General features: G+C 71.0%; 17 protein-coding genes. 9 read left to right on the top strand and 8 right to left on the bottom strand.

From position 1 onward, the window contains the following. Positions 1-120 precede the first annotated feature (120 nt). Positions 121-1851 carry a TIGR03767 family metallophosphoesterase gene (locus tag AB0435_RS17005; RefSeq protein WP_366427315.1) on the top strand — a complete coding sequence of 577 codons (1731 nt, stop codon included), beginning with the start codon at positions 121-123 and terminating at the stop codon, positions 1849-1851. A 21-nt stretch (positions 1852-1872) separates the two neighbouring features. Here AB0435_RS17005 and AB0435_RS17000 read toward each other — a convergent pair whose 3' ends face one another. Beyond that, a complete protein-coding gene (locus AB0435_RS17000) occupies positions 1873-2928 on the bottom strand; it encodes a hypothetical protein (protein ID WP_366007451.1) in 1056 nt (351 codons plus the stop codon). A 170-nt stretch (positions 2929-3098) separates the two neighbouring features. After that, positions 3099-5699: an aminopeptidase N gene (gene pepN / locus AB0435_RS16995; RefSeq protein ID WP_366007450.1), complete on the bottom strand. Its 2601-nt coding sequence runs from the start codon at positions 5697-5699 to the stop codon at positions 3099-3101. Between the two features lie 112 nt (positions 5700-5811). On the opposite strand from pepN, the gene AB0435_RS16990 reads away from it, so the two are divergent. Continuing rightward, positions 5812-6456: a DsbA family protein gene (locus tag AB0435_RS16990; RefSeq protein WP_366007449.1), complete on the top strand. Its 645-nt coding sequence runs from the start codon at positions 5812-5814 to the stop codon at positions 6454-6456. A 49-nt stretch (positions 6457-6505) separates the two neighbouring features. After that, the gene (locus AB0435_RS16985; RefSeq protein WP_366427314.1) at positions 6506-7087 is read left to right on the top strand and encodes a hypothetical protein; all 582 of its coding nucleotides are present in this window, start codon (positions 6506-6508) and stop codon (positions 7085-7087) included. A gap of 416 nt (positions 7088-7503) precedes the next feature. Here the strand turns inward: AB0435_RS16985 and AB0435_RS16980 are convergent, their stop codons facing one another. From AB0435_RS16980 to AB0435_RS16970, 3 genes are all read right to left on the bottom strand, one after another. Next, the gene (locus AB0435_RS16980) at positions 7504-8145 is read right to left on the bottom strand and encodes a superoxide dismutase (protein ID WP_366007447.1); all 642 of its coding nucleotides are present in this window, start codon (positions 8143-8145) and stop codon (positions 7504-7506) included. A gap of 166 nt (positions 8146-8311) precedes the next feature. Next, positions 8312-9745: an amino acid permease gene (locus AB0435_RS16975; protein ID WP_366427313.1), complete on the bottom strand. Its 1434-nt coding sequence runs from the start codon at positions 9743-9745 to the stop codon at positions 8312-8314. A gap of 222 nt (positions 9746-9967) precedes the next feature. Beyond that, positions 9968-11359: an amino acid permease gene (locus AB0435_RS16970; protein ID WP_366007445.1), complete on the bottom strand. Its 1392-nt coding sequence runs from the start codon at positions 11357-11359 to the stop codon at positions 9968-9970. A 297-nt stretch (positions 11360-11656) separates the two neighbouring features. Here AB0435_RS16970 and AB0435_RS16965 point away from each other — a divergent pair, with 297 nt between their 5' ends. After that, the gene (locus AB0435_RS16965) at positions 11657-12253 is read left to right on the top strand and encodes a biotin transporter BioY (RefSeq protein WP_366007444.1); all 597 of its coding nucleotides are present in this window, start codon (positions 11657-11659) and stop codon (positions 12251-12253) included. 107 nt (positions 12254-12360) lie between these two features. On the opposite strand, the gene AB0435_RS16960 is transcribed toward AB0435_RS16965, so the two are convergent. After that, on the bottom strand, positions 12361-13800 hold the full coding sequence (locus AB0435_RS16960) for an amino acid permease (RefSeq protein WP_366007443.1): 1440 nt from the start codon (positions 13798-13800) through the stop codon (positions 12361-12363). Between the two features lie 167 nt (positions 13801-13967). Between AB0435_RS16960 and AB0435_RS16955 the strand changes: the two genes are divergently transcribed. Next, a complete protein-coding gene (locus AB0435_RS16955; RefSeq protein ID WP_366007442.1) occupies positions 13968-14453 on the top strand; it encodes a ribose-5-phosphate isomerase in 486 nt (161 codons plus the stop codon). Positions 14454-14695: 242 nt separating this feature from the next. After that, positions 14696-15505: a DNA-formamidopyrimidine glycosylase family protein gene (locus tag AB0435_RS16950; protein ID WP_366006246.1), complete on the top strand. Its 810-nt coding sequence runs from the start codon at positions 14696-14698 to the stop codon at positions 15503-15505. Between the two features lie 7 nt (positions 15506-15512). On the opposite strand, the gene AB0435_RS16945 is transcribed toward AB0435_RS16950, so the two are convergent. Continuing rightward, complete coding sequence (locus AB0435_RS16945) at positions 15513-16739, bottom strand: GNAT family N-acetyltransferase (RefSeq protein WP_366006245.1); 1227 nt, start codon at positions 16737-16739, stop codon at positions 15513-15515. Positions 16740-16940: 201 nt separating this feature from the next. On the opposite strand from AB0435_RS16945, the gene AB0435_RS16940 reads away from it, so the two are divergent. Both AB0435_RS16940 and AB0435_RS16935 read left to right on the top strand, forming a co-directional pair. Further along, a complete protein-coding gene (locus tag AB0435_RS16940; protein WP_366006244.1) occupies positions 16941-18080 on the top strand; it encodes a PP2C family protein-serine/threonine phosphatase in 1140 nt (379 codons plus the stop codon). Positions 18081-18187: 107 nt separating this feature from the next. After that, positions 18188-18634, top strand: a complete 447-nt coding sequence (locus AB0435_RS16935; RefSeq protein ID WP_366006248.1) for an HD domain-containing protein — start codon at positions 18188-18190, stop codon at positions 18632-18634. Between the two features lies 1 nt (position 18635). Here the strand turns inward: AB0435_RS16935 and AB0435_RS16930 are convergent, their stop codons facing one another. Beyond that, positions 18636-19727: an acyltransferase family protein gene (locus tag AB0435_RS16930; protein WP_366006243.1), complete on the bottom strand. Its 1092-nt coding sequence runs from the start codon at positions 19725-19727 to the stop codon at positions 18636-18638. A gap of 249 nt (positions 19728-19976) precedes the next feature. Here AB0435_RS16930 and AB0435_RS16925 point away from each other — a divergent pair, with 249 nt between their 5' ends. Further along, positions 19977-20174, top strand: coding sequence for a hypothetical protein (locus tag AB0435_RS16925; protein WP_366006242.1), 198 nt, complete (start codon positions 19977-19979; stop codon positions 20172-20174). The last annotated feature ends 32 nt before the right edge of the window (positions 20175-20206 follow it).

Genomic DNA, 20206 nt, shown 5'->3' with positions numbered 1-20206 from the left:
TCACGCCCACGCCACCCCCACTGCCAACCATCCTCAGTGACAGGAGCCAGGACCGCACGGACCGCATCGCAGGACCGCCGTCAAGCCCAGCATTCGCGATCGCACTCGGGGAGACCGCATATGTACCGCAGATCTGACGGGCCCGCAGCCGCCGGCCTCGACCGCCGTACGTTCCTCGCCGCGGCCGGTGCCGTGACCACCGCCACCGGCATCGGCATGGCCCTGGGGTCGGACGGCCGCGCGGCGGCGACCGGGCCGAACGACGCCGCGGCCGCCTCGTCCCGGCAGGCGGCGGCCGCCGCCGCGGGCCCCACGGGCGCGGGCACCACCCTCGTCTCCGTCGCGGCGCCCCGCGGCAGCGGCGGCTACCGGCGGCTCGGCGACGGCCCCGGCTGGCCCCGCGTGACCCGCTCCGAGCTGGCCGCCGGGAAGGGCGGCCGGGAGGACCGGCGCTCCACGCTGGCCTGCTTCGTCCAGTTCACCGACCTCCACCTCACGGACGTCCAGCACCCGCTGCGCTACGAGTTCTTCCGCGCCGGGGAGCCCGGCGCCTGGCGCCCGCACGAGGCGCTCACCCTGCCCGGGGTGGTCTCCCTCGTCGAGCGCGTCAACAAGGTCCGCCGCGGCCCGGCCACCGGCACGCCGCTGAGCTTCGTCATCACCACCGGCGACAACGGCGACGAGAACGCGAAGATCGAGGTGGAGTGGTTCCTCACCGCCCTCAGCGGCGGCCGGATGAACCCCAACACCGGCGACCCACGGCATTACGAAGGCGTGCAGAACAGCGGCCTCAAGCTCTTCTGGCACCCCGAGAGCGCCCTGCGCGACCAGGACAAGCAGGTGGGCTACCCGCGCATCGACGGCTATCTCGCCGCCGCCACCCGCGGCGTCAACAGCCCCGGCCTCAACATCCCGTGGTACTCCACCTTCGGCAACCACGACCTGCTGTCCGGCGGCTGCTACCCCGCCGCCGGCTCCTTCATCCAGGACGCCGCCGTCGGCGACAAGAAGCTCCAGACCATCTCCGCCGCCGACGCGAAGTGGCTCATGGACGGCGAGTCCAAGGGCGCCGACCCCAAGGGCGAGCGCATCCGCGAGCTGCTGCGCGTCCACAAGAAGGAGATGCGCACCGTCACCCCCGACCCGCGCCGGGTCCCGCTCACCGCCCAGCAGTACGTCTCCGCCCACCTCGACCGCAAATACGCCGGCCACGGGCCCGTGGGCCACGGCTACACCCGCGACAACCTCGACTCCGGCAGCCTCTACTACTCCTTCAAGGTCTCCGACGACGTCGTCGGCATCAGCCTCGACTCGACCGACCCCGGCGGCCATTACCAGGGCTCACTGGGCACCTCCCAACTCCTGTGGCTGGACCGGACCCTGAGGAAGTTCCGCGACAAGTACGCGCTCGTCTTCAGCCACCACCCCAGCTGGAGCATGGACAACCTCACCCCCGACCCCCGCCGCCCCGACGAGGAGCGGCACGACGGCAACGAGCTGATCCAGCTCCTGCAGAGCCACAACAACGTCCTGGCGTGGATCAACGGGCACAGCCACCGCAACCGCATCCGGCCGCGCGGCACCTTCTGGGAGATCGCCACCGCCTCCCACGTCGACTACCCCCAGCTGGCGCGGATCATCGAGGTCACGGACAACCACGACGGCACGGTGTCGCTCTTCACCACGCTCATCGAGTCCGCCGCCCCCTACCGCACCGACTTCCACGACCTCTCCCAGACCGGCCTCGCCTCCCTCTACCGCGAGCTGGCCTTCAACGCCCCCGGCTCGGACACCTCCCTCGGCGGCGCGGCCGACGACCGCAACACCGAGCTGCTGCTCCCCAGGCGCTGAACCCTCGGGTCCCGCGGCGGCTCAGCGCGGCAGGACCACGAGATACGCGGCGGGATCGCGGTCGGCGGACGCCATCAGGGCGGTCCGGACCACCGCGGCCTGCTGCTCGGGGGTGTCCCGCAGCTTCTTCGGCGTCAGGTGCACCACCGTGATGCCGAGCCGCTCCAGGTGCTCGCGCTTGCGGTACTGCTCCGACCACAGCGCCTCGTCGTCCTGGCGCGGGGTCCGCGAATCGATCTCCAGCGCGACGCTGTGCTCGGGCCAGAACGCGTCCACCCCGCCCAGGCACGGGCCCCCGGGCAGCCGGAGGTCCACGTTCCACAGCGGCATGGGCAGCCGGTACCCGCTCACCAGGTCGTAGAGCCTGCCCTCCGCGACGGCGCGGCTCTCGGCGAGCAGCGTGTCCACGGCGTCCACCACGTGCGGCCGGCCCAGCAGCCGGGCGCGCGTCAACTCCCGTACGACGGACTGGGCTTCGCAGTGCCCGCCGCGCACGGCCTCCGTCAGCACCCTGCGCACCGTGGACGCGTCCGTGAGTTCGGCGACCGCGTCGGCCACGGCGCGTGCGGCGGGCGCGACGGGGATGCCCGTCAGCTGTTGCGGGTGCGGCAGGATGTGGGCGCGCACGAGCCGGACGAAGCCGGTGCTCCGCAGCCGGCGGGTGCGCGGCACGAGCACGTCGAGGCGGTCGAGGGAGAGCAGCGGGGGCACGGACGTGAAGCGGTGCAGGGCGAGCGCCGCCATCCCGGTGATCATCGCTTCGCCGTACGGGCCCGCCGCGGCCCGGCGGGCGGCGGCGGTCGCGGTGCCGGGCCCGGGCTGGGTGGGCGGGCCCTGGGTGCGCGGCACGGTGTACATCAGGGCGGCGTGCAGCCGCTCCTCGCTGGTGGCGGGCCCGGTGCGGAGCAGGAAGACGCCGGGGACCAGCTGCTGCCAGGGCCCGCCGGGGCGGCAGCGCTCGGTGACGACGGCCCCCGGTACACCGTGTTCCCGGAGCTGACGTGACGTCATGACCCGGTGGCGCACGTCCGACAGGTGGTGCAGGGGGCGGGGCGAGAGCGGGGTTCCGTGATTCATGCTCTGCCAGTGCCGCTGTTCCCGGCGGCTCTAACCTGGTGTTACAAGCCCGTAGGCAAACCCGGACAACTCTGCACTAAAGTACGGGCGTTCGATGGCCGAGGAGGAATTCCCCCGGCCCGTACGGGCGCGGGGCGGCCGGGGCCCGCGAGGCCCCGGCCGCGGCGCGGTCAGGCTGCCCCGATGGCGGCCTTGTCACACTCCTGGGCCCGCAGGGCCCGCGCCAGGTCGTCGCGGGCCTCCAGCACCAGGCGGCGCAGCGCGGGGGCCGCGTCCTCGTGCGCGGACAGCCACTCGTCCGTCAGGTCCAGCGTCCGCCGGTCCCCCTGGAGCAGCGGGAAGGTGCCGCGCACGACGGCCATCGCGATCTCGATCGACCGCTCCCGCCAGACCCGCTCGATCTCCTTGAAGTACCGCTCCGCGTAAGGGGCCAGCAGGGGGCGCTGCCCCGGCTGGTTCCAGCCCGCGATGGTCGCCTCGGCGAGCGCGTTGGAGAGCGTGTCGGACTCCACGACGGCGGCCCACGCCTCGGCTTTGACCTCGGCGGACGGCCGGGCCGCCAGGCAGCGCACCTGGTGCCGCCTGCCGGAGGCGGTGTTGTCCCGGGCCAGCTCGGCCGACAGCGCGGACTCGTCGGCCGCGCCCCGCGCGGCGAGCGTGCCGAGGAACGCCCAGCGCAGCTCCTGGTCGACCTCCAGCCCGTCGATCTTCCCGGTCCCCGCCAGGAGCTCGCGCAGCAGCTGGAGGTCGGACTCCGCGGTGGCGAGCTGCGCGAAGAACCGCGCCCACGCCAGCTGGTGGCCGCTGCCGGGTTCGGCGAGCCGCAGTTCGCGCAGCGCGCTCCCGGCGAGGGTCCGCCCGGCCTGGTCGCGCCGGTCGGGCGCGGCGTAGTGCACCAGGGCGGACTGCGCCCAGCTCTGCACCATCTGGAGCACGCCGATCTCGGTCTCGGCCCCGGCGAAGCGCTCGACGAGTGCGGTGAAGTCGCGGGCGGGCATCAGCCCGTCGCGCGTGAGGTTCCACAGCGCGGACCAGCACAGGGCGCGGGCGAGCGGGTCGGTGAGCTCGCCCAGGTGCCTGCGGAGGGTGTCCAGCGAGACCTCGTCGAAGCGGATCTTGCAGAAGGTGAGGTCGTCGTCGTTGACCAGCACGAGCTCCGGCCGCTCGGCCCCGGCGAGCTCGGTCACGACCGTACGGGGCCCGGCGACGTCGACCTCGGCGTGCGCGTAGCGCACGAGGGCGCCGTCCTCGCGGCGCCGGTAGAGGCCCACGGCCACCCGGTGCGGGCGGAGCGTGGGGTGCGCCTCCGGCGCCTCCTGGAGGACCGCCAGTTCCGTGATCCGGTCGGCGGCGTCACAGGTGACCAGCGGCGTCAGGGAGTTGACGCCCGCGGTCTGGAGCCAGGAGCGCGACCAGCCGGCCATGTCCCGGCCCGAGGTCTCCTCCAGCACGGCCAGCAGGTCCGCGAGGCGCGTGTTGCCGTAGGCGTGGCGCTTGAAGTAGCGGCGGGCGCCCTCGAAGAAGGCGTCCCGGCCCACATAGGCGACGAGCTGCTTGAGGACCGAGGCGCCCTTGGAGTAGGTGATGCCGTCGAAGTTCAGCTTGGCGTCCTCCAGGTCACGGATGTCGGCCGTGACCGGGTGGGTGGAGGGCAGCTGGTCGGCGCGGTACGCCCAGGACTTGCGCTGGTTGGCGAAGGTGATCCAGGCGTTGTCGTAGCGCGTCGCCTCGACCTGCGAGAACGAGCCCATGAAGTCGGCGAAGGACTCCTTGAGCCACAGGTCGTCCCACCACTCCATGGTCACCAGGTCGCCGAACCACATGTGCGCCATCTCGTGCAGGATGACGTTGGCCCGCCGCTCGTACGACGACTTGGTCACCTTGCCGCGGAAGACGAACTCCTCCCGGAAGGTCACGCACCCCGGGTTCTCCATGGCACCGATGTTGTACTCCGGCACGAACGCCTGGTCGTACTTCCCGAAGGGATACGGGTAGTCGAAGTGATCGTGGAAGAAGTCCAGGCCCTGCTTGGTGACGGTGAAGATCTCGTCGGCGTCGAAGTGCCGCGCGAGGCCCTTGCGGCAGAGCGCGCCGAGCGGGATCTCCAGGACCGTGCCGTCCTCGAACGTGCGGCTGTAGTGGTCGCGGACCACGTGGTACGGGCCGGCGACGACGGCCGTGATGTACGTCGAGATCGGCCGCGTCGGCACGAAGTGCCAGGTGGCGGCGGAGGGGCCGATGGACTTGGGCTCGCCCGCCGCCTCGCCGTTGCCGAGCACCGTCCAGCCCGCGGGCGCGGTCACCGAGAAGGTGAACGGCGCCTTCAGGTCGGGCTGCTCGAAGTCGGCGAAGACGCGGCGGGCGTCGGCCGGCTCGTACTGCGTGTAGAGATAGACCTCGCCGTCCTCGGGGTCCACGAAGCGGTGCAGGCCCTCACCGGTCCGGCTGTACGCGCACTGGGCGTCCACGACCAGGACGTTCTCGGCGGCGAGCGAGGGCAGCGCGACGCGCGTCCCGTCGAACACCGCCGCGGGGTCGAGCGGCTCGCCGTTGAGGGTCACGGAGGTGACCGACGGCGCCACGAGGTCCGCGAAGCTCGCGGCTCCCGGCTCGGAACAGCGGAAGCGGATGGTGGTCACCGAGCGGAACGTACGGTTCTCCGGACCCGCGCCCACCGCGGACCGCAGGTCGAGCGCCACCTCATAGGCGTCCACCGCCAGCAGCCTGGCCCGGTCGCGGGCCTCCTCACGGGTCAGATTCTCACCGGGCACAAGGGCTCCCCGTCTTCGTGTCGGATCTTGGGCAACGCAGGAATGATGGCACGGGGCCTGTTGTTGAATCTGCTACTGACCAGCTCGGATGAGCTCTCATGAGGAGATTCGCGTGACCGCTTCGGAGAAGACCGTCGCAGACTTCTGGTTCGACCCCCAGTGCCCGTGGGCTTGGATGACCTCGCGCTGGATGCTGGAGGTCGAGAAGGTACGGCCCGTCGAGGTTCGCTGGCACGTGATGAGCCTGGCCGTTCTCAACGAGAACAAACTGGATGAGATCCCCGAGGAGTACCGCGAGGCCATGCGCCCCGGCGGCCGGGCCTGGGCGCCGGTGCGTGTCTGCATCGCGGCCGAGCACAAGTACGGCCCCGAGGTCCTCGGCGCGCTCTACACCGCGCTCGGCACCCGCCTGCACGTGCAGGGCCAGCCGCGCGACCGCGAGACGATCGAGGCCGCGCTGGTGGACGCCGGTCTCCCGGTGGAGCTGGCGGACGCCGGTTACACCGACACCTTCGACGAGCAGCTGCGCGCCTCCCACAACGAGGGCATCGAGAAGGTCGGCCAGGACGTCGGCACCCCGGTCATCGCGGTGCCCGGCGCGGACGGCGAGCAGGTCGCCTTCTTCGGCCCCGTCGTCACCCCGGCGCCCAAGGGCGAGGCCGCGGCCCGGCTGTGGGACGGCACCCTGCTGGTCGCCTCGACCCCGGGCTTCTACGAGCTGAAGCGCACGCGCACCCAGGGGCCCGTCTTCGACTGACCGCCCCGTTCGACGGGCGGCTCCCGATGAGGTCCCTTAATGTCCCGGTATGGGCAAGACGGACCTCTCCCGGCCGCTCGGCCGCACGGGCGGCCGGGCGGACACGGAGCCGCCGGGCGGCACCGCCGCCCGCTTCGCCGACCGGCCCGTCGGCCCGTACGACGTGGTGACGCGCGCCGCCTGCCGCACCCTGCCGCCCCTCTGGGCCGCGCTGGGCCTGCGGCAGACGGCCGGCACCCTGCGGCACTACCTGCGCGGCACGGGCGCGCCCTACCGGGTGGACGCCGCGCTGCTCCTCGCCCTCCCGGAGGTACGGTCCGCCGCCGAGGAACAGCTCACCCGCTGGCGCGCCGAAGCGCTCGCCCGCTGGCGCGGCGCGCCGTCCGCGTACCCGGCCGACAGCGGGTGGCGCGCCGTGACGCTGCCCCGGCGCGGCGGCCTCGACTGGTGGCTCGCGCTGCGCGCGGTCGACTACCGCCTGACGGGGACGGTACGGGTGTCCTCCGGCGGGGACGTGGTGATCGACTACCGCTTCGCGGTGAACAAGTGCTGGGATTCTTTCCCCCGCCTCCACGAGGCGGGCCTCGCCCGCGACTTCCCGATCACGGGCGAGGCGTTCGGCCACGCGTGACGCTCCGCTTGCGTGCGGGTCCGTTGTCCCCTGGCTTTGTTCCCCAGCCCCGCCCCTTCCCGGCTGTGTCCGATCTGCGGCTCCGCCGCGTGAGGGGGCAAGCCCCCAGACCCCCGAAGCACGCTTCGCGCGCTGTCCTCAAACTCCCCCAGCTACCGCTGGGAGGTGCCCCCAACGGGCTGATTTTCCAGCCCGTCCGGCGCTTGAGGACGCGACCGAAGGTCGCTGGGGTCCGGGGTCTCCCCGGTTTCGGGAAGGGGCGGGTAGGGGAACAAGCCCGCCGCAGGCGCAACGAAGCCGCACCCGGCAAAGGAAAAAGCCCCCACGCGAACCACTCACGTGGGGGCTTCGCCTGCTGCGTGAAGGGTGAGAAGACGATCACGAGCAGGACGCAAAGAGCTACGGCACCAAAAGATCTACGGCACCAGCAGCAGCGCGTTCCCCCGCTCCTTGGCCGCGGCGAACCGGGCCGCGACATCCTGCCAGTTGACGACCTGCCACATGGCCTCGATGAAGTCCACCTTCTGGTTCTTGTACTGAAGGTAGAACGCGTGCTCCCAGGCGTCGAAGACCAGGATCGGCACCGACCCCTGGCCGACGTTGCCCTGGTGGTCGTAGACCTGCTCGACGATGAGGCGGCCGCTGACCGGCTCGTAGGCGAGGACGCCCCAGCCGGAGCCCTGCGTGGTCGCCGACGCCTTGGTGAGCTGCGCCTTGAACTTCGCGAAGGAGCCGAACGACTCGGCGATGGCGTCCGCCAGCTCGCCCACGCCGTCCTTGTCGAGCGGCTCGCCGCCGCCGTCGCCGGTCATGTTCTGCCAGTAGATGCTGTGCAGGATGTGGCCGGAGAGGTGGAAGGCCAGGTTCTTCTCCAGGCCGTTGACGGCGCCCCACTGGTCCTTGTCGCGGGCCTCGGCGAGCTGCTCCAGCGTGTCGTTCGCACCCTTGACGTACGCGGCGTGGTGCTTGTCGTGGTGCAGCTCGATGATCTTCGCGTCGATGACCGGCTGGAGTGCCGCGTAATCGTAAGGGAGTTCAGGAAGTGTGTAGATGGCCATGCCGAGCCCTCCGACTGCTTATTGCAATTAACTTGCAGGTAGACGCTATCAGTAAGTGCTTGGGAAAAGCGGTTCCGGGGGTGGGCTTGGGCCCAAAGACGGAGGCGGGGTAGGTCCTGAAGATCAGGACCTACCCCGCCTCGTGTGGGGGGCTGGTGTCGGAGCGTCAGATTCCGGTGACCGCGGCGCGGCGCGCCAGCATCCGCTGCCGGAGGTAGCCGAAGAGGGCGAGCGCCACGGTGAGCCCCGCCGTCGCCCACAGCTGGACGCGGGTGTCGTGCTCGCGCAGCATCAGCGCCAGGGTGCCGAGGATCCCCGCCAGGGCCACGACGGTCACGTACGGGAAGAGCCACATCCGCACGACCAGCTTGTCCGGCGCCTCGCGCTCCAGGCGGCGGCGCATCAGCAGCTGGGTGACGGCGATGAACGCCCACACCACGAGCACGGCCGCGCCGGTCATGTAGAGCAGCCACTTGAAGACCGTGTCGGGCCACCAGTAGCTCAGCAGCACCGCGAAGAAGCCGAAGGCCGAGGAGGCCAGCACGGTCATCCGGGGCACGCCGCCGCTGACCTTGCCGAGGATGCGCGGGCCCTCGCCGCGCTGGACCAGCGAGTACGACATCCGGGAGGCGCCGTAGATGTTGGCGTTCATCGCGGAGAGCAGGGCGATCAGCACGATCACGTTCATGATCTGCCCGGCGGCGGGGATGTCGAGGTGGTCGAGGACGGCGACGTACGGGCCGGTCTCGGTGATCGACTTGTCGGTCCAGGGGATCAGCGTCACGACGACCAGCATCGAGCCGACGTAGAACAGGGCTATTCGCCACATCGCCGTGCGCACGGCCTTGGCGACGCCCCTGACGGGCTGCTCGGACTCCGCCGCCGCGATCGTCACCGTCTCCAGGCCGCCGTACGCGAAGACCGAGGCCAGCAGGCCGGCGGCGAGGCCGTCGGTGCCGCCGGGCAGGAAGCCGCCGTGGCCGGTGAGGTTGTCGGCGCCCGGCGCCGAGGTGCCCGGCAGCAGGCCGAGGATGGCCAGCACGCCCAGCACCAGGAAGAGGCCGATCGCGCCCACCTTCAGCGCGGCGAACCAGAACTCGAACTCACCGAAGTTGCTGACCGCCGCCAGGTTGGTGCCGCAGAAGACGGCCATGAAGACGAGGACCCACATCCAGGAGGGTGTGGAGGGGAACCACGAGACCATGATGTGGGCCGCGCCGATCGCCTCCACGGCGATGCCCACGCACAGCTCCACCCAGAACATCCACCCCACCGTGAACCCCGCCCACGGGCCCATGGCCCGCTCGGCGTGCACGGAGAAGGTGCCGGATGCGGGGTTGGCCGCCGCCATCTCGCCCAGCATCCGCATCACGAGCATCACCAGGAGCCCGGAAGCGGCGTAGGCGAGCACGATGCCCGGACCGGCCGCGGCGATGCCCGCGCCCGAGCCCACGAAGAGACCGGCGCCGATCACACCGCCGAGGGCGATCATCGACAGATGGCGCTGCTTGAGGCCGTGCGACAGATCCGTGCCGCCCGGCTCCTGGTCGGTGACCTCGCCGCGCGGTGGCGCGGAAGAGGTCGCAGGTGTCCGAGTCATGTCGTGTGATTCCCGTGGGGTGAGAGCGGAAAAGTTGCCTCAGTGTGGAGGCCATGTTCGCTCAGGACAACAGTTGTGACATTGCTGTCCGATATCCAGACGGCAACGTCACTGACTGTGCACGACACATATCTCCGGAAGCAACCGGTTTACCGCCGGAACGGACGAAACGACTCCGGTAACGGCCGGTAAGGGACGGTGGACCGGCGCCCGTTCGGCGACTCAGCGTCGCCGGAGCCGGAGCTCGCGCAGCCCCGCGACCACCAGCACCGCCGCCGTCGCACCCGCGGACCACAGCAGCTGCGGCCGCGCGCCGTCGTCCGTGAGCATCAGGATCAGGACGCCGCCCATCGCCGCCAGCGCCACCCACGTGAGATAGGGGAACGCCCACATCCGCAGCGTCAGCCGCTCCGGCATCTCGCGCTCGATGCGCCGCCGCAGCCGCAGCTGCGAGGCGGCGATCAGACCCCAGACGAAGAGCAGGACCGCGCCCACCGCGTTCAGCAGATAACGGAAGATCGAGTCGGGCCACTCCAGATTCAATATGACCGAGGCGAACCCGAAGGCGACCGAGGCGAGCACGGCCCGGCGCGGCACCCCGCCGCCCGACACCTTCAGCAGCGAGCGCGGCGCCTCGCCCCGCTCGGCCAGCGAGAAGACCATCCGGGAAGAGCCGTAGAGGTTGGCGTTCAGCGCGGACAGCAGCGCCACGAAGACCACGATGTTCATGATCTGGCCGGCCCCGGGCACCCCGATGTGGTCGAGGACCGCCACGTACGGGCTCTTGCCGGGCACGATCGAGTTCCACGGCAGAAGCGTGACGATGACGAGCATCGAGCCCACGTAGAAGAAAAGGATCCGCCACACCGCGCTGCGCACCGCCCGGCCCACCGCGCGGGCGGGGTCGTCGGACTCCGCGGCGGCGATGGTGACGACCTCCAGGCCGCCGAAGGCGAAGACGACGGCGAGCACGCCGGAGATCACACCGCTCCAGCCGTTGGGCAGGAAGCCGCCCTTGCCGGTGAGGTTGGACAGGCCCACCGCCTCCGTGTCCGGCAGCACGCCGAAGACGGCCAGCAGGCTCAGCACCAGGAAGAGGACGATCGCGCCGACCTTCAGCGTCGCGAACCAGAACTCGAACTCACCGAAGTTCTTCACCGCGGCGAGGTTGGCGCTCGTGAAGACCACCATGAAGAGCAGCACCCAGGCCCACGTCGGCACCGACGGCAGCCAGCCGTTGGCGATCTGCGCGGCGCCCGTGGCCTCCACGGCGAGCACGACCACCAGCAGGAACCAGTAGAGCCAGCCGACCGTGAACCCGGCCCAGCGCCCGAGCGCGCGCTCCGCGTGCACCGAGAAGGCACCCGAGGCGGGCATCGCCGACGACATCTCGCCGAGCATCCGCATCACCAGCATCGCGAGCGCGCCCGCGATCAGATACGAGACGATGATCCCGGGCCCGGCCACGGCGATCCCGCTGCCCGAGCCGACGAACAGCCCCGCCCCGATCACGCCGCCCAGGCCCAGCATCGTCAGATGGCGCTGCTTGAGCCCCGCCGACAGGGGTTCCTTCTCGCCGCTCAGCGGTTCGGCGGCAGGCGGTGCGTCATGCATGGCGCTCGTGACTCTCGGATCTGTGCGATGGGCGCAAAAAGGCTGCGAAGGTACTCCACACTCTCCCGAGCGGGTGTCCGGCGCCAAGCTTCCCCGGTCCGTCGTGACGAGCATCACGCATACCCGGGGAACGGGGCGGGAAAGGCGCGCCCTTATCAGCGCCGACCTGCGGCGGCGCCGTTCGGAACTCTCCAAAGCGGGGCGGGCCGGCTTGTCGCGGTCGCCCGGTGTCCGCGCCGGACCCCTCGATTAACGTCACGGTGTCCCCGACCTTCCTCGATCTGACGCGGAGTACCGATGGCCACCGCTGCCCCAGTAACCCGGACCGGTACGGTCCTCGCCGACGCGCTCTTCCCCACCCTGTCCCGGGCCCGCGTCGGTGACGCCGCCCTGGTCCTCGGCGGCGCGGTGCTGACCGGCGTCACCGCCCAGACAGCCGTCCCCGTACCGGGCTCGCCGGTGCCCGTCAGCGGCCAGACCTTCGCCGCGCTCCTCGTCGGCACCGCGCTCGGCGCCCGCCGCGGCTTCCTCTCCCTCGCGCTCTACGCGCTGGTCGGCCTGGCGGGCGTGCCGTGGTTCGCCGAGGGCCGCTCGGGCGCGGGCTTCGCCTCCTTCGGCTACGTCCTCGGCATGATGCTCGCCGCCACGGTGGCGGGTGCCCTCGCCCGCCGCGGCGGCGACCGCTCCACGCTGCGCACGGCGGGCACGATGGCGCTCGGCTCCGCGATCATCTACGCGGTCGGTGTCCCCTATCTCGCGCTGTACGCCCACCTCTCCCCGGCCGACGCGATCGCAGCGGGCCTCACGCCGTTCCTGATCGGCGACGCGCTCAAGGCGGCACTGGCGATGGGAGCGCTTCCGACGGCGTGGAAGTGGCTGAACCGGCGGGGATGAGCGGTACCAAACGCCGGACGGGCTGGATTGTGCGGACCTCATCCGCGTATCCAGCCCGTCCGGCGTTTGGGCGAAGGGTGTTCCCGCCGCAGGCGGGCTATGGAGACCTACTGCCCGGTGACAGCCTTCATGCGTCGCCGGCGCTGGTCCAGGGCAAGCCCGAGCCCCACGACGATCACGCCGAGCAGGGTCGAGAGAAGCACCTGGTCCCGATTGTCGCCGCCGTCATAAAGCATGTAGCCGAGCACGAAGGTGATCATGCCGATCGTGGCCCACGTGAGATACGGGAAGAGCCACATCCGCACCACGAGCTTCTCCGGCATCTCACGCAGGATGATGCCGCGCATCTTCAGCTGGGTGACACAGATGACCAGCCAGACGAAGAGGGCGATGGCGCCCGAGGCGTTCAGCAGGAACTTGAAGACCGTGTCGGGCCACACGTAGTTGAAGATCACCGACACGAAGCCGAAGACGACCGAGCCCAGGATCGCGATCCGCGGGACGCCGTTGCCGCTGACGCGGGCGAAGACCCGCGGGGCGTCGCCGCGCTGCCCGAGCGAGAAGGCCATGCGGGAAGCGGTGTAGAGGCCCGAGTTGAGGCAGGAGAGCACGGCGGTCAGCACGATGACGTTCATGATCTGGCCGGCGTGCGGGATGCCGATGGAGTCGAGGGCGGCGACGTAGCTGCCCTTGTCGGCGATCTCCTTGGAGTTCCACGGCAGCAGGGTGACGACCACGAAGATCGACCCCAGGTAGAAGACGCCGATGCGCCAGATGACGCTGTTGGTGGCCTTGGTGACCGCGCGGCGCGGGTCCTCGGACTCACCGGCGGCGAGGGTGACGATCTCACTGCCCATGAAGGAGAAGACGACCATCAGGACGCCGGTGAGGATCGTCCCCGGGCCGTTCGGCAGGAATCCCCCGTGCGAGGTGAGGTTCGAAATCCCCGCGGTGTCGCTGTGCGCGCCCGGCAGTACGCCGAACACGGCCAGCAGCCCGATGATGACGAACGCGCCGATCGCGACGACCTTGATCCCGGCGAACCAGAACTCGAACTCGCCGTACGAGCTGACCGACCCCAGGTTGGTCACGGTGAGCAGCACCATGACGATCAGCGCCCAGGCCCACTGCGGCACGGCCGGGATCCAGCCCTCCAGGATCTTGGCACCGGCGGTCGCCTCGACCGCGAGCACCACGACCCAGAAGAACCAGTACAGCCAGCCGATGGAGAAGCCCGCCCAGCGGCCCAGCGCCCGGTCGGCGTAGGCGGAGAAGGAGCCGGAGGTCGGGTTGGCGGCGGCCATCTCGCCGAGCATCCGCATCACGAAGACGACCATCGCGCCCACGAGCGCGTAGGAGATGAGGATGCCGGGGCCCGCGGCGGCGATGCCGGAGGCGGAGCCGACGAAGAGGCCGGCGCCGATGACGCCGCCGATGGCGATCATCGACAGGTGACGGTTCTTGAGTCCGGCCTTCAGGCCGTCCTGGGACGCCTGCCCGGGATCGCCGGAGTTCGACGCCTTTGTCAGAGTCGGCGGTGTGGCCATGAGCACGTTCCTTACGGTTCTCGGGTTACGAGTTCCCGCATTAGAACTTTTCGAAGGTGTGATCGGGAAGAGTCGAATCCGTATCGTTGTGATCGGGGCCCGGCGACGGGCGCGCACGGCGAGCCCTGAGGCGGAGCCCGGTCGGCACTCGTGCCACACTCGGTCGCATGCGCGTGTATCTCGGCTCCGACCATGCCGGCTACGAACTCAAGAACCACCTCGTCGAGTGGCTCACGGCCCAGGGCCATGACCCCGTCGACTGCGGCCCGCACATCTACGACGCCCAGGACGACTACCCCCCGTTCTGCCTCCGCGCCGCGGAGCGGACCGCGGCGGACGCCGACAGCCTCGGCATCGTGATCGGCGGCTCCGGCAACGGCGAGCAGATCGCCGCGAACAAGGTCAAGGGCGTACGGGCCGCCCTGGCCTGGAGCGAGCAGACCGCCGCCCTCGGGCGTGAGCACAACGACGCCAACGTGATCAGCATCGGCGGGCGGATGCACACCCAGGACGAGGCGACGAAGTTCGTCGAGATCTTCCTGGCCACGCCGTACTCGGGTGAGGAGCGCCACACCCGCCGCATCGAGATGCTCGCCCACTACGAGCAGACCGGCGAACTCCCCGAAATCCCGGCCCACCACCCGCAGTCCTGACTTCACTGGCAACACGCTTCGCGCGTTGTCCTCAAACGCCGGACGGGCTGAATATCAGCCCGTCCGGCGTTTGAGGACGCGCCCGCTGGGGGCACCTCCCAGCGGTAGCTGGGGGAGCTCCCGCCGCAGGCGGCAACGGACCCGAGGTTCGGGGTCTGGGGCAGCGCCCCAGTTTCGGGAAGGGGCGGGGCTGGGGACAACAACCCCCCGCTCCCACCAGACCGCACTCCGCAGGAGACACCGTGCCCGAAGGGCATACGATCCACCGCCTCGCGGCGGACCACCGTGACCTCTTCGGGGCACACCCGATCCGCGTGACCAGCCCCCAAGGCAAGTTCTCCGACAGCGCCGCCCTCCTCGACGGCCACCCCCTCACCACCGCCGAAGCCCACGGCAAACACCTCTTCCTGGGGTTCGGCGACAGCCGATGGGTCCACATCCACCTGGGCCTCTTCGGGAAGTACACCTTCGGTGGGGCCCCCGTGCCCCCGCCCACCGACACCGTGCGGCTGCGGCTCGCGAGCGCCACCGCGTACGCCGATCTGCGCGGCCCCACCACCTGCGCCCTTGTCATGGACGGGGAGAAGCAGGCGATACACGACCGGCTCGGCCCGGACCCGCTCCGCGCGGAGGACGACGGTGAGGCCGCCTGGGTCCGCGTCAGCCGCAGCCGTACGACGGTCGCCGCCCTCCTCATGGACCAGAAGGTCATCGCGGGCGTCGGCAACGTCTACCGCGCCGAGGTCCTCTTCCGGCACGGAATCGACCCTTATCGCCTCGGCCGCGATCTCACCCGCTCGGAATGGGATGCGATCTGGTCGGATCTGGTCGATCTGATGCGCGAGGGCGTACGCAACAACAGGATCGACACCGTGCGCCCCGAACACACCCCCGAGGCCATGGGCCGCCCGCCGCGCGTGGACGACCACGGCGGCGAGGTGTACGTCTACCGCCGGGCCCGGCAGGCCTGCCACATCTGTGGCGGCGAGATCCGCACCGCCGATCTCGCCGCCCGCAACCTCTTCTGGTGCCCCGGCTGCCAACAGCGCTGAGGCTCCGTCAGAAGCCGTGCGGCAGCCACGGCGCGACCGGGCTGCCGAACGCCACCGACGCCTCGCCCAGCGCCCCTTCCCGCAGCTCCCTGACCCGCCCCGCGCCGGCCAGGGAGATCAGCGATACGCCGCCGAGATACGCCGAGCCCAGCTCCCGCACGGACAGCGCCAGATCGGCGGCGTCCTCCGTGCGCTCGCAGGACGCCCCCTTGGTGTCGCCGGTCAGCCGCCAGCGCCCCGCGTTCCAGGGGCAGAAGGCGTCGTCGACCTCGAACACCACGTCCACCGGCGCCTGATACGTACGGGCCGCCAGCGCCGCCCCCACGTCGACCAGCCGCACGTGCAGCGAGTCCTCCGACGTGAGGTTGCAGCGGCGGACGTCGTCGACCAGCTGCCACAGCGGGTCGTCGGACGGCCGGTTGCGGGCCACGATCTCGTTGGTCAGGTCCAGGTCGAACAGGAAGCGCCACAGCGCGGCGTACGCGGCGGGGGTCAGCGCCTCCACGTCGCGCAGCAGCACCTGGCCGTACGACTCGTCGTCCGGCCGGGGCCGGACGGAATAGCGGGCGTAACCGACGGTCCGGCCGTCCACCTCGGCCAGCACGCACTGCAAGGGCGAAGCGTCACCACGGCGGCTCGGTGCGTCCAGCAGCGGCAGCGCCTCCCACCCCGGCCGGCGCTCCAGCATCGCGGGCCGGGCGGCCACCCGGCGCGCGTACACCGCCTCGCACGCGTCGCGCGCCTTCTCGGGCTTCGACAAGCGGAGCCGCACGCCGTCCGCGCCCTCCGGCATGACCAGGCGCACCCGGTCCGTGTCGATGCGGGCCCGCACGATGTGCGTCGCCGGGCCGTAGCCGAACCGCCCGTAGATGTCCGGCTCGGAAGCCGTCAGCGCGGCGAGCGGCTGCCCCCAGGCCCGGACGTCGTCCAACTGGCGCCGCATCATGCCCCGCAGCACCCCGCGCCGCCGGTGCGTCGGCCGCACGCCCACCATCGTCACTCCGGCCGTGGGCACCACGGCGCCGCCCGGCACGGCCATCCGGAAGTCGAACGCCCCCGTCGTGCCCACGACTTCGTCCCCGTCCCAGGTGCCCAGCCACCGGTCGAACAGGGTCAGCTCCTGCCACAGGGCGCGTTCCTCGTCGGGCTCGGACATCCCGCCGAACGCCAACTCCAGCGACCCGTACCATTCGTCCCACTCGGCCGGACGCAGCACACGCAACTCTGTTGTCATGACGCCATGACTAGCAGCGGATTCCCGCGCGGGCGAACGAATTTCGCATAAGGTGCCCATTCGTGCGACTCGGTGCGGTCCCACGGCTTCTCCCAGCTCGTCGCAGGTCCGGTGCGGGCGGCGCAGGCCTGTTGCAGGTCGGCCGCCTCGGCGCGGCGTGAGTCGACGCACCGCCGAATGGGTGGATAAGGTCACGATGCAATGACTGGCGGTGCGGAGACTCCGACGGCCCGGATGCGCAAAGCCATGCACCGGGCCCGCACGGGCATGCGCAAAGCCGGGGTGGACTACTTCCGCGGCGACGGCTCCGACTGGATCGCCCTGGCCGCCCTCCTCCTCGCCGTCCCCGCGCTCGCCGCCGGCACCGTCGCCCTGCCCGAGTGGTGCGCCCCCTCGGCGCTCGTCCTGCCCATCGTGGCGGGCGGCCTCCTGTTGCGCCCCGCCAGCCTGCTGGCCCTCTACGCGGCGTCCGCCGTCGCGCTGATCGTGGAGTCCTACGTCCTGGACCGGGGCGTGCACGGCGGGGACGGCCGGGTCACCCCGGGCACGATCCTCGTCGTCGCCGCGGTGGGTTTCCTCGGGCTGCTCATCGCGCAGTTCCGCAGCCGTGTCGGCGTGCCCTGGCGGCGCGGCGGCACCATGCTGTTCGACCTGCGCGAGCGCATCCGCGTCCAGAGCAAGCTCCCCAAGCTGCCGCGCGGCTGGCACCGGGAGATGGCCCTGCGCCCCGCGGGCGGCCAGTCCTTCTCCGGCGACTTCGTGGTCGCGGCCCGCACCAACGGCGGCCGCACGCTGGAGATCGTGCTGACCGACGTCTCCGGCAAGGGCATGGACGCCGCCTCGCGCGCCCTCCTGCTCTCCGGCGCCTTCGGCGGGCTGCTGGGCTCGCTGCCGCCGCACGCCTTCCTGCCCGCCGCCAACGGCTATCTGCTCCGGCAGGACTGGGACGAGGGCTTCGCGACCTCCGTCCACCTCGTCCTGGACCTGGACAGCGGGGACTACGAGATGTTCTCCGCCGGGCACCTGCCGGGCCTCCAGCTCAGCGCGGGCACCGGCCGCTGGGAGGAGAAGGCCGCCGAAGGGCCGCTCCTCGGGGTCTACGACGGCGCCCAGTTCGACCCCATAAAGGGCACGCTGTCCCCCGGGGACGTGCTGATGCTCTTCACCGACGGCCTGGTCGAGACCGCCGACCGCGACCTGACCGAGGGCATGGACCGCCTCACGGGCGAGGCGGACCGCTATGTGTCCGCGGGCTTCCAGGGCGCGGCCTGGCACTTGATCGAAGCGGTGGCGAAGGACGTCAACGACGACCGCGCCCTGCTGCTGATCTGCCGCACCTGACGGCGGCCGGGGCGCCCCGTGAGGGGCGCGGCCGGCCCCCACCGACCCGCAGCCGGAGCACAGCGCACCGGCGCCCGGACAACGCTCACGGAGACGACATGCCACCCATGCCCCTGGACGCCGTGGAGGCGTTCGCCCGGCGCGCCCACGCCACCCAGACCGACAAGGCGGGCCGGCCGTACACCGAGCACCTCGCCGCCGTGGCGGAAGGCGTACGGAGCCGCGGCGGCGACGACGAACAGATCGCCGCCGCCTGGCTGCACGACGCAGTCGAGGACGGGGCCGTCACCGAGGAGTGGCTGGCGGAGGCCGACCTGTCGCGGCGGACCAAGGACATCGTGCTGGCGGTGACCAAGCGGGCCGGTGAGGCACCGGAGGCGTACGCGGCCCGCGTCCTGGCCACGCCGGGCGCGCTGCTGGTCAAGGAGGCGGACCTGGCCCACAACTCCGACCCCGGGCGTGCCGCGGCGCTCGACGCCGCCACCCGCGAACGGCTCCGGGCGAAGTACGCCCGGATGCGCGCCCTCCTCGGCCTGGACGCGCCCGCCGGGTGACTCACCGCTGCTTGCGGAAAGCCCACTCCATCCTCGGCTCCATCGCGAAGCGGAACACCCGCCGCACCGGCGAGGTGCACAGCGCCGTCATCACCACGATCGCGATCAGGGTCACCACGACCTCGCCGACGGGCTCGCGGACCCAGGCGTAGGCGTCGTACCACTCCTGCCAGCGGGACAGCTTGATCAGGAAGCCGTGCAGCAGATAGCCGTACAGCGTCCCCGCGCCCAGCGTCGTGAACCACACCGTGCGGCCCGGGACCCAGGCGAGGAAGCAGGCGGTCAGCACCGCCGCGCAGCCGAACATCGCCAGGGTCATCGCGGGCGCGGACCACAGCGGCGCGTGCAGGTCCTGGACGGCGGCGTTGTGGTAGAACCACGTGCTGTTCATCCGCGGCGCCGCCCAGTACGCGAAGGCGATCGCGCCCGCGAACACGGGAATCGCCGCGACCCGCACCCAGCGGCGCCGCACCAGCTGGAAGTGCTCGGCCTTCATGTGCAGCCCGATCACGAAGAACGGCAGGAACTGCAGCACGCGCTGAAGATCGAAGTCACCGCCGATCTCGGGGGAGAGCGCGGCCAGCGTCGCGATCGTGAACGCCACGGGGACCGGCCAGCGGATCAGCTTCCAGATCGGCGTGGTCAGCCGCCAGATGAACAGCGCGGCCAGGAACCAGTTGAGGTACCACGGGTTCAGCAGCGAGACCGGATCCGGCGGGGAGCCGTGGTCCATCCAGTGCTGGAAGTAGGTGTAGGCGACCTCGAAGATCACATACGGCACGGCCACGCCGGTTATCAGCCGCTTGATCTTCGCCGGGCTCATGTCGAAGCCACGCGAGAAATAGCCGGAAATGACGATGAAGGCCGGCATGTGAAAGGCGTAGACGGTGAGGTACATCGCCATCGCGGCGCGGCCGCCGTGGGTGAGCGGCTCCCACGCGTGGCCCAGCGCGACCAGGACGATCGCCAGGTACTTCGCGTTGTCGAAGAATGGGTCGCGCTGCGCCGGAACGGGCGCCACCGGCGCGGACTGCGGGGCACTCGACGGTATCGAGGCCGCCGAGTGCGGCGGCGGAGTGACGGCGGGGGACATCCGAGGCACCCTAGCGGCGCAATCGGGACCGGTAAAACCCCGTTCCATCTATTGAGCTATTCCTCCCGAACCGGCACTCTGTCCGCCAAGTCGGCCGATATCCTCTCCATGCAGCTTTCTGGACGATCCACCGATGAAACGTCACTGGCCCCCAACAGCAGGCCAGTTGATGGCACGATGGTGGACGTGAGGGGTCTGCGAAGGACTTCCGGGCAGGCCGGGCGATTCCGACCGAGGGTGTGATCAGCTATGACCACCATTTCGCTGTCAGGCGTGCTGCTACTGGCGATCGTGCTGGTGGTGATGATGCGTTCGGGCAACATCAAGGGCGGCCCGGCGATCATCGCGATCCTCTTCGGCTTCTTCCTCGCCTCCACCGGCATGGCGCCCTCGATCCACCGGTTTCTGGACTCGGTGGCCCAGACCATAAACGGCATCAAGTTCTGAGCCCCCCGGCCGCATCCCCGGCCGCACCGCCC

It is taken from the genome of Streptomyces sp. NPDC051173, from assembly GCF_040689515.1.
Taxonomy (GTDB): Bacteria; Actinomycetota; Actinomycetes; order Streptomycetales; family Streptomycetaceae; genus Streptomyces.
This window is presented reverse-complemented; position numbering and strand designations above follow the sequence as displayed.

Excerpts from the sequence above, each read along its gene's own strand:
- AB0435_RS17005 (WP_366427315.1), top strand. The coding sequence starts at position 121 with ATGTACCGCAGATCTGACGGGCCCGCAGCCGCCGGCCTCGACCGCCGT.
- AB0435_RS17000 (WP_366007451.1), bottom strand. The coding sequence starts at position 2,928 with ATGAATCACGGAACCCCGCTCTCGCCCCGCCCCCTGCACCACCTGTCG.
- AB0435_RS16985 (WP_366427314.1), top strand. The coding sequence starts at position 6,506 with ATGGGCAAGACGGACCTCTCCCGGCCGCTCGGCCGCACGGGCGGCCGG.
- AB0435_RS16980 (WP_366007447.1), bottom strand. The coding sequence starts at position 8,145 with ATGGCCATCTACACACTTCCTGAACTCCCTTACGATTACGCGGCACTC.
- AB0435_RS16975 (WP_366427313.1), bottom strand. The coding sequence starts at position 9,745 with ATGACTCGGACACCTGCGACCTCTTCCGCGCCACCGCGCGGCGAGGTC.
- AB0435_RS16970 (WP_366007445.1), bottom strand. The coding sequence starts at position 11,359 with ATGCATGACGCACCGCCTGCCGCCGAACCGCTGAGCGGCGAGAAGGAA.
- AB0435_RS16965 (WP_366007444.1), top strand. The coding sequence starts at position 11,657 with ATGGCCACCGCTGCCCCAGTAACCCGGACCGGTACGGTCCTCGCCGAC.
- AB0435_RS16960 (WP_366007443.1), bottom strand. The coding sequence starts at position 13,800 with ATGGCCACACCGCCGACTCTGACAAAGGCGTCGAACTCCGGCGATCCC.
- AB0435_RS16955 (WP_366007442.1), top strand. The coding sequence starts at position 13,968 with ATGCGCGTGTATCTCGGCTCCGACCATGCCGGCTACGAACTCAAGAAC.
- AB0435_RS16945 (WP_366006245.1), bottom strand. The coding sequence starts at position 16,739 with ATGACAACAGAGTTGCGTGTGCTGCGTCCGGCCGAGTGGGACGAATGG.
- AB0435_RS16940 (WP_366006244.1), top strand. The coding sequence starts at position 16,941 with ATGACTGGCGGTGCGGAGACTCCGACGGCCCGGATGCGCAAAGCCATG.
- AB0435_RS16935 (WP_366006248.1), top strand. The coding sequence starts at position 18,188 with ATGCCCCTGGACGCCGTGGAGGCGTTCGCCCGGCGCGCCCACGCCACC.
- AB0435_RS16930 (WP_366006243.1), bottom strand. The coding sequence starts at position 19,727 with ATGTCCCCCGCCGTCACTCCGCCGCCGCACTCGGCGGCCTCGATACCG.
- AB0435_RS16925 (WP_366006242.1), top strand. The coding sequence starts at position 19,977 with ATGACCACCATTTCGCTGTCAGGCGTGCTGCTACTGGCGATCGTGCTG.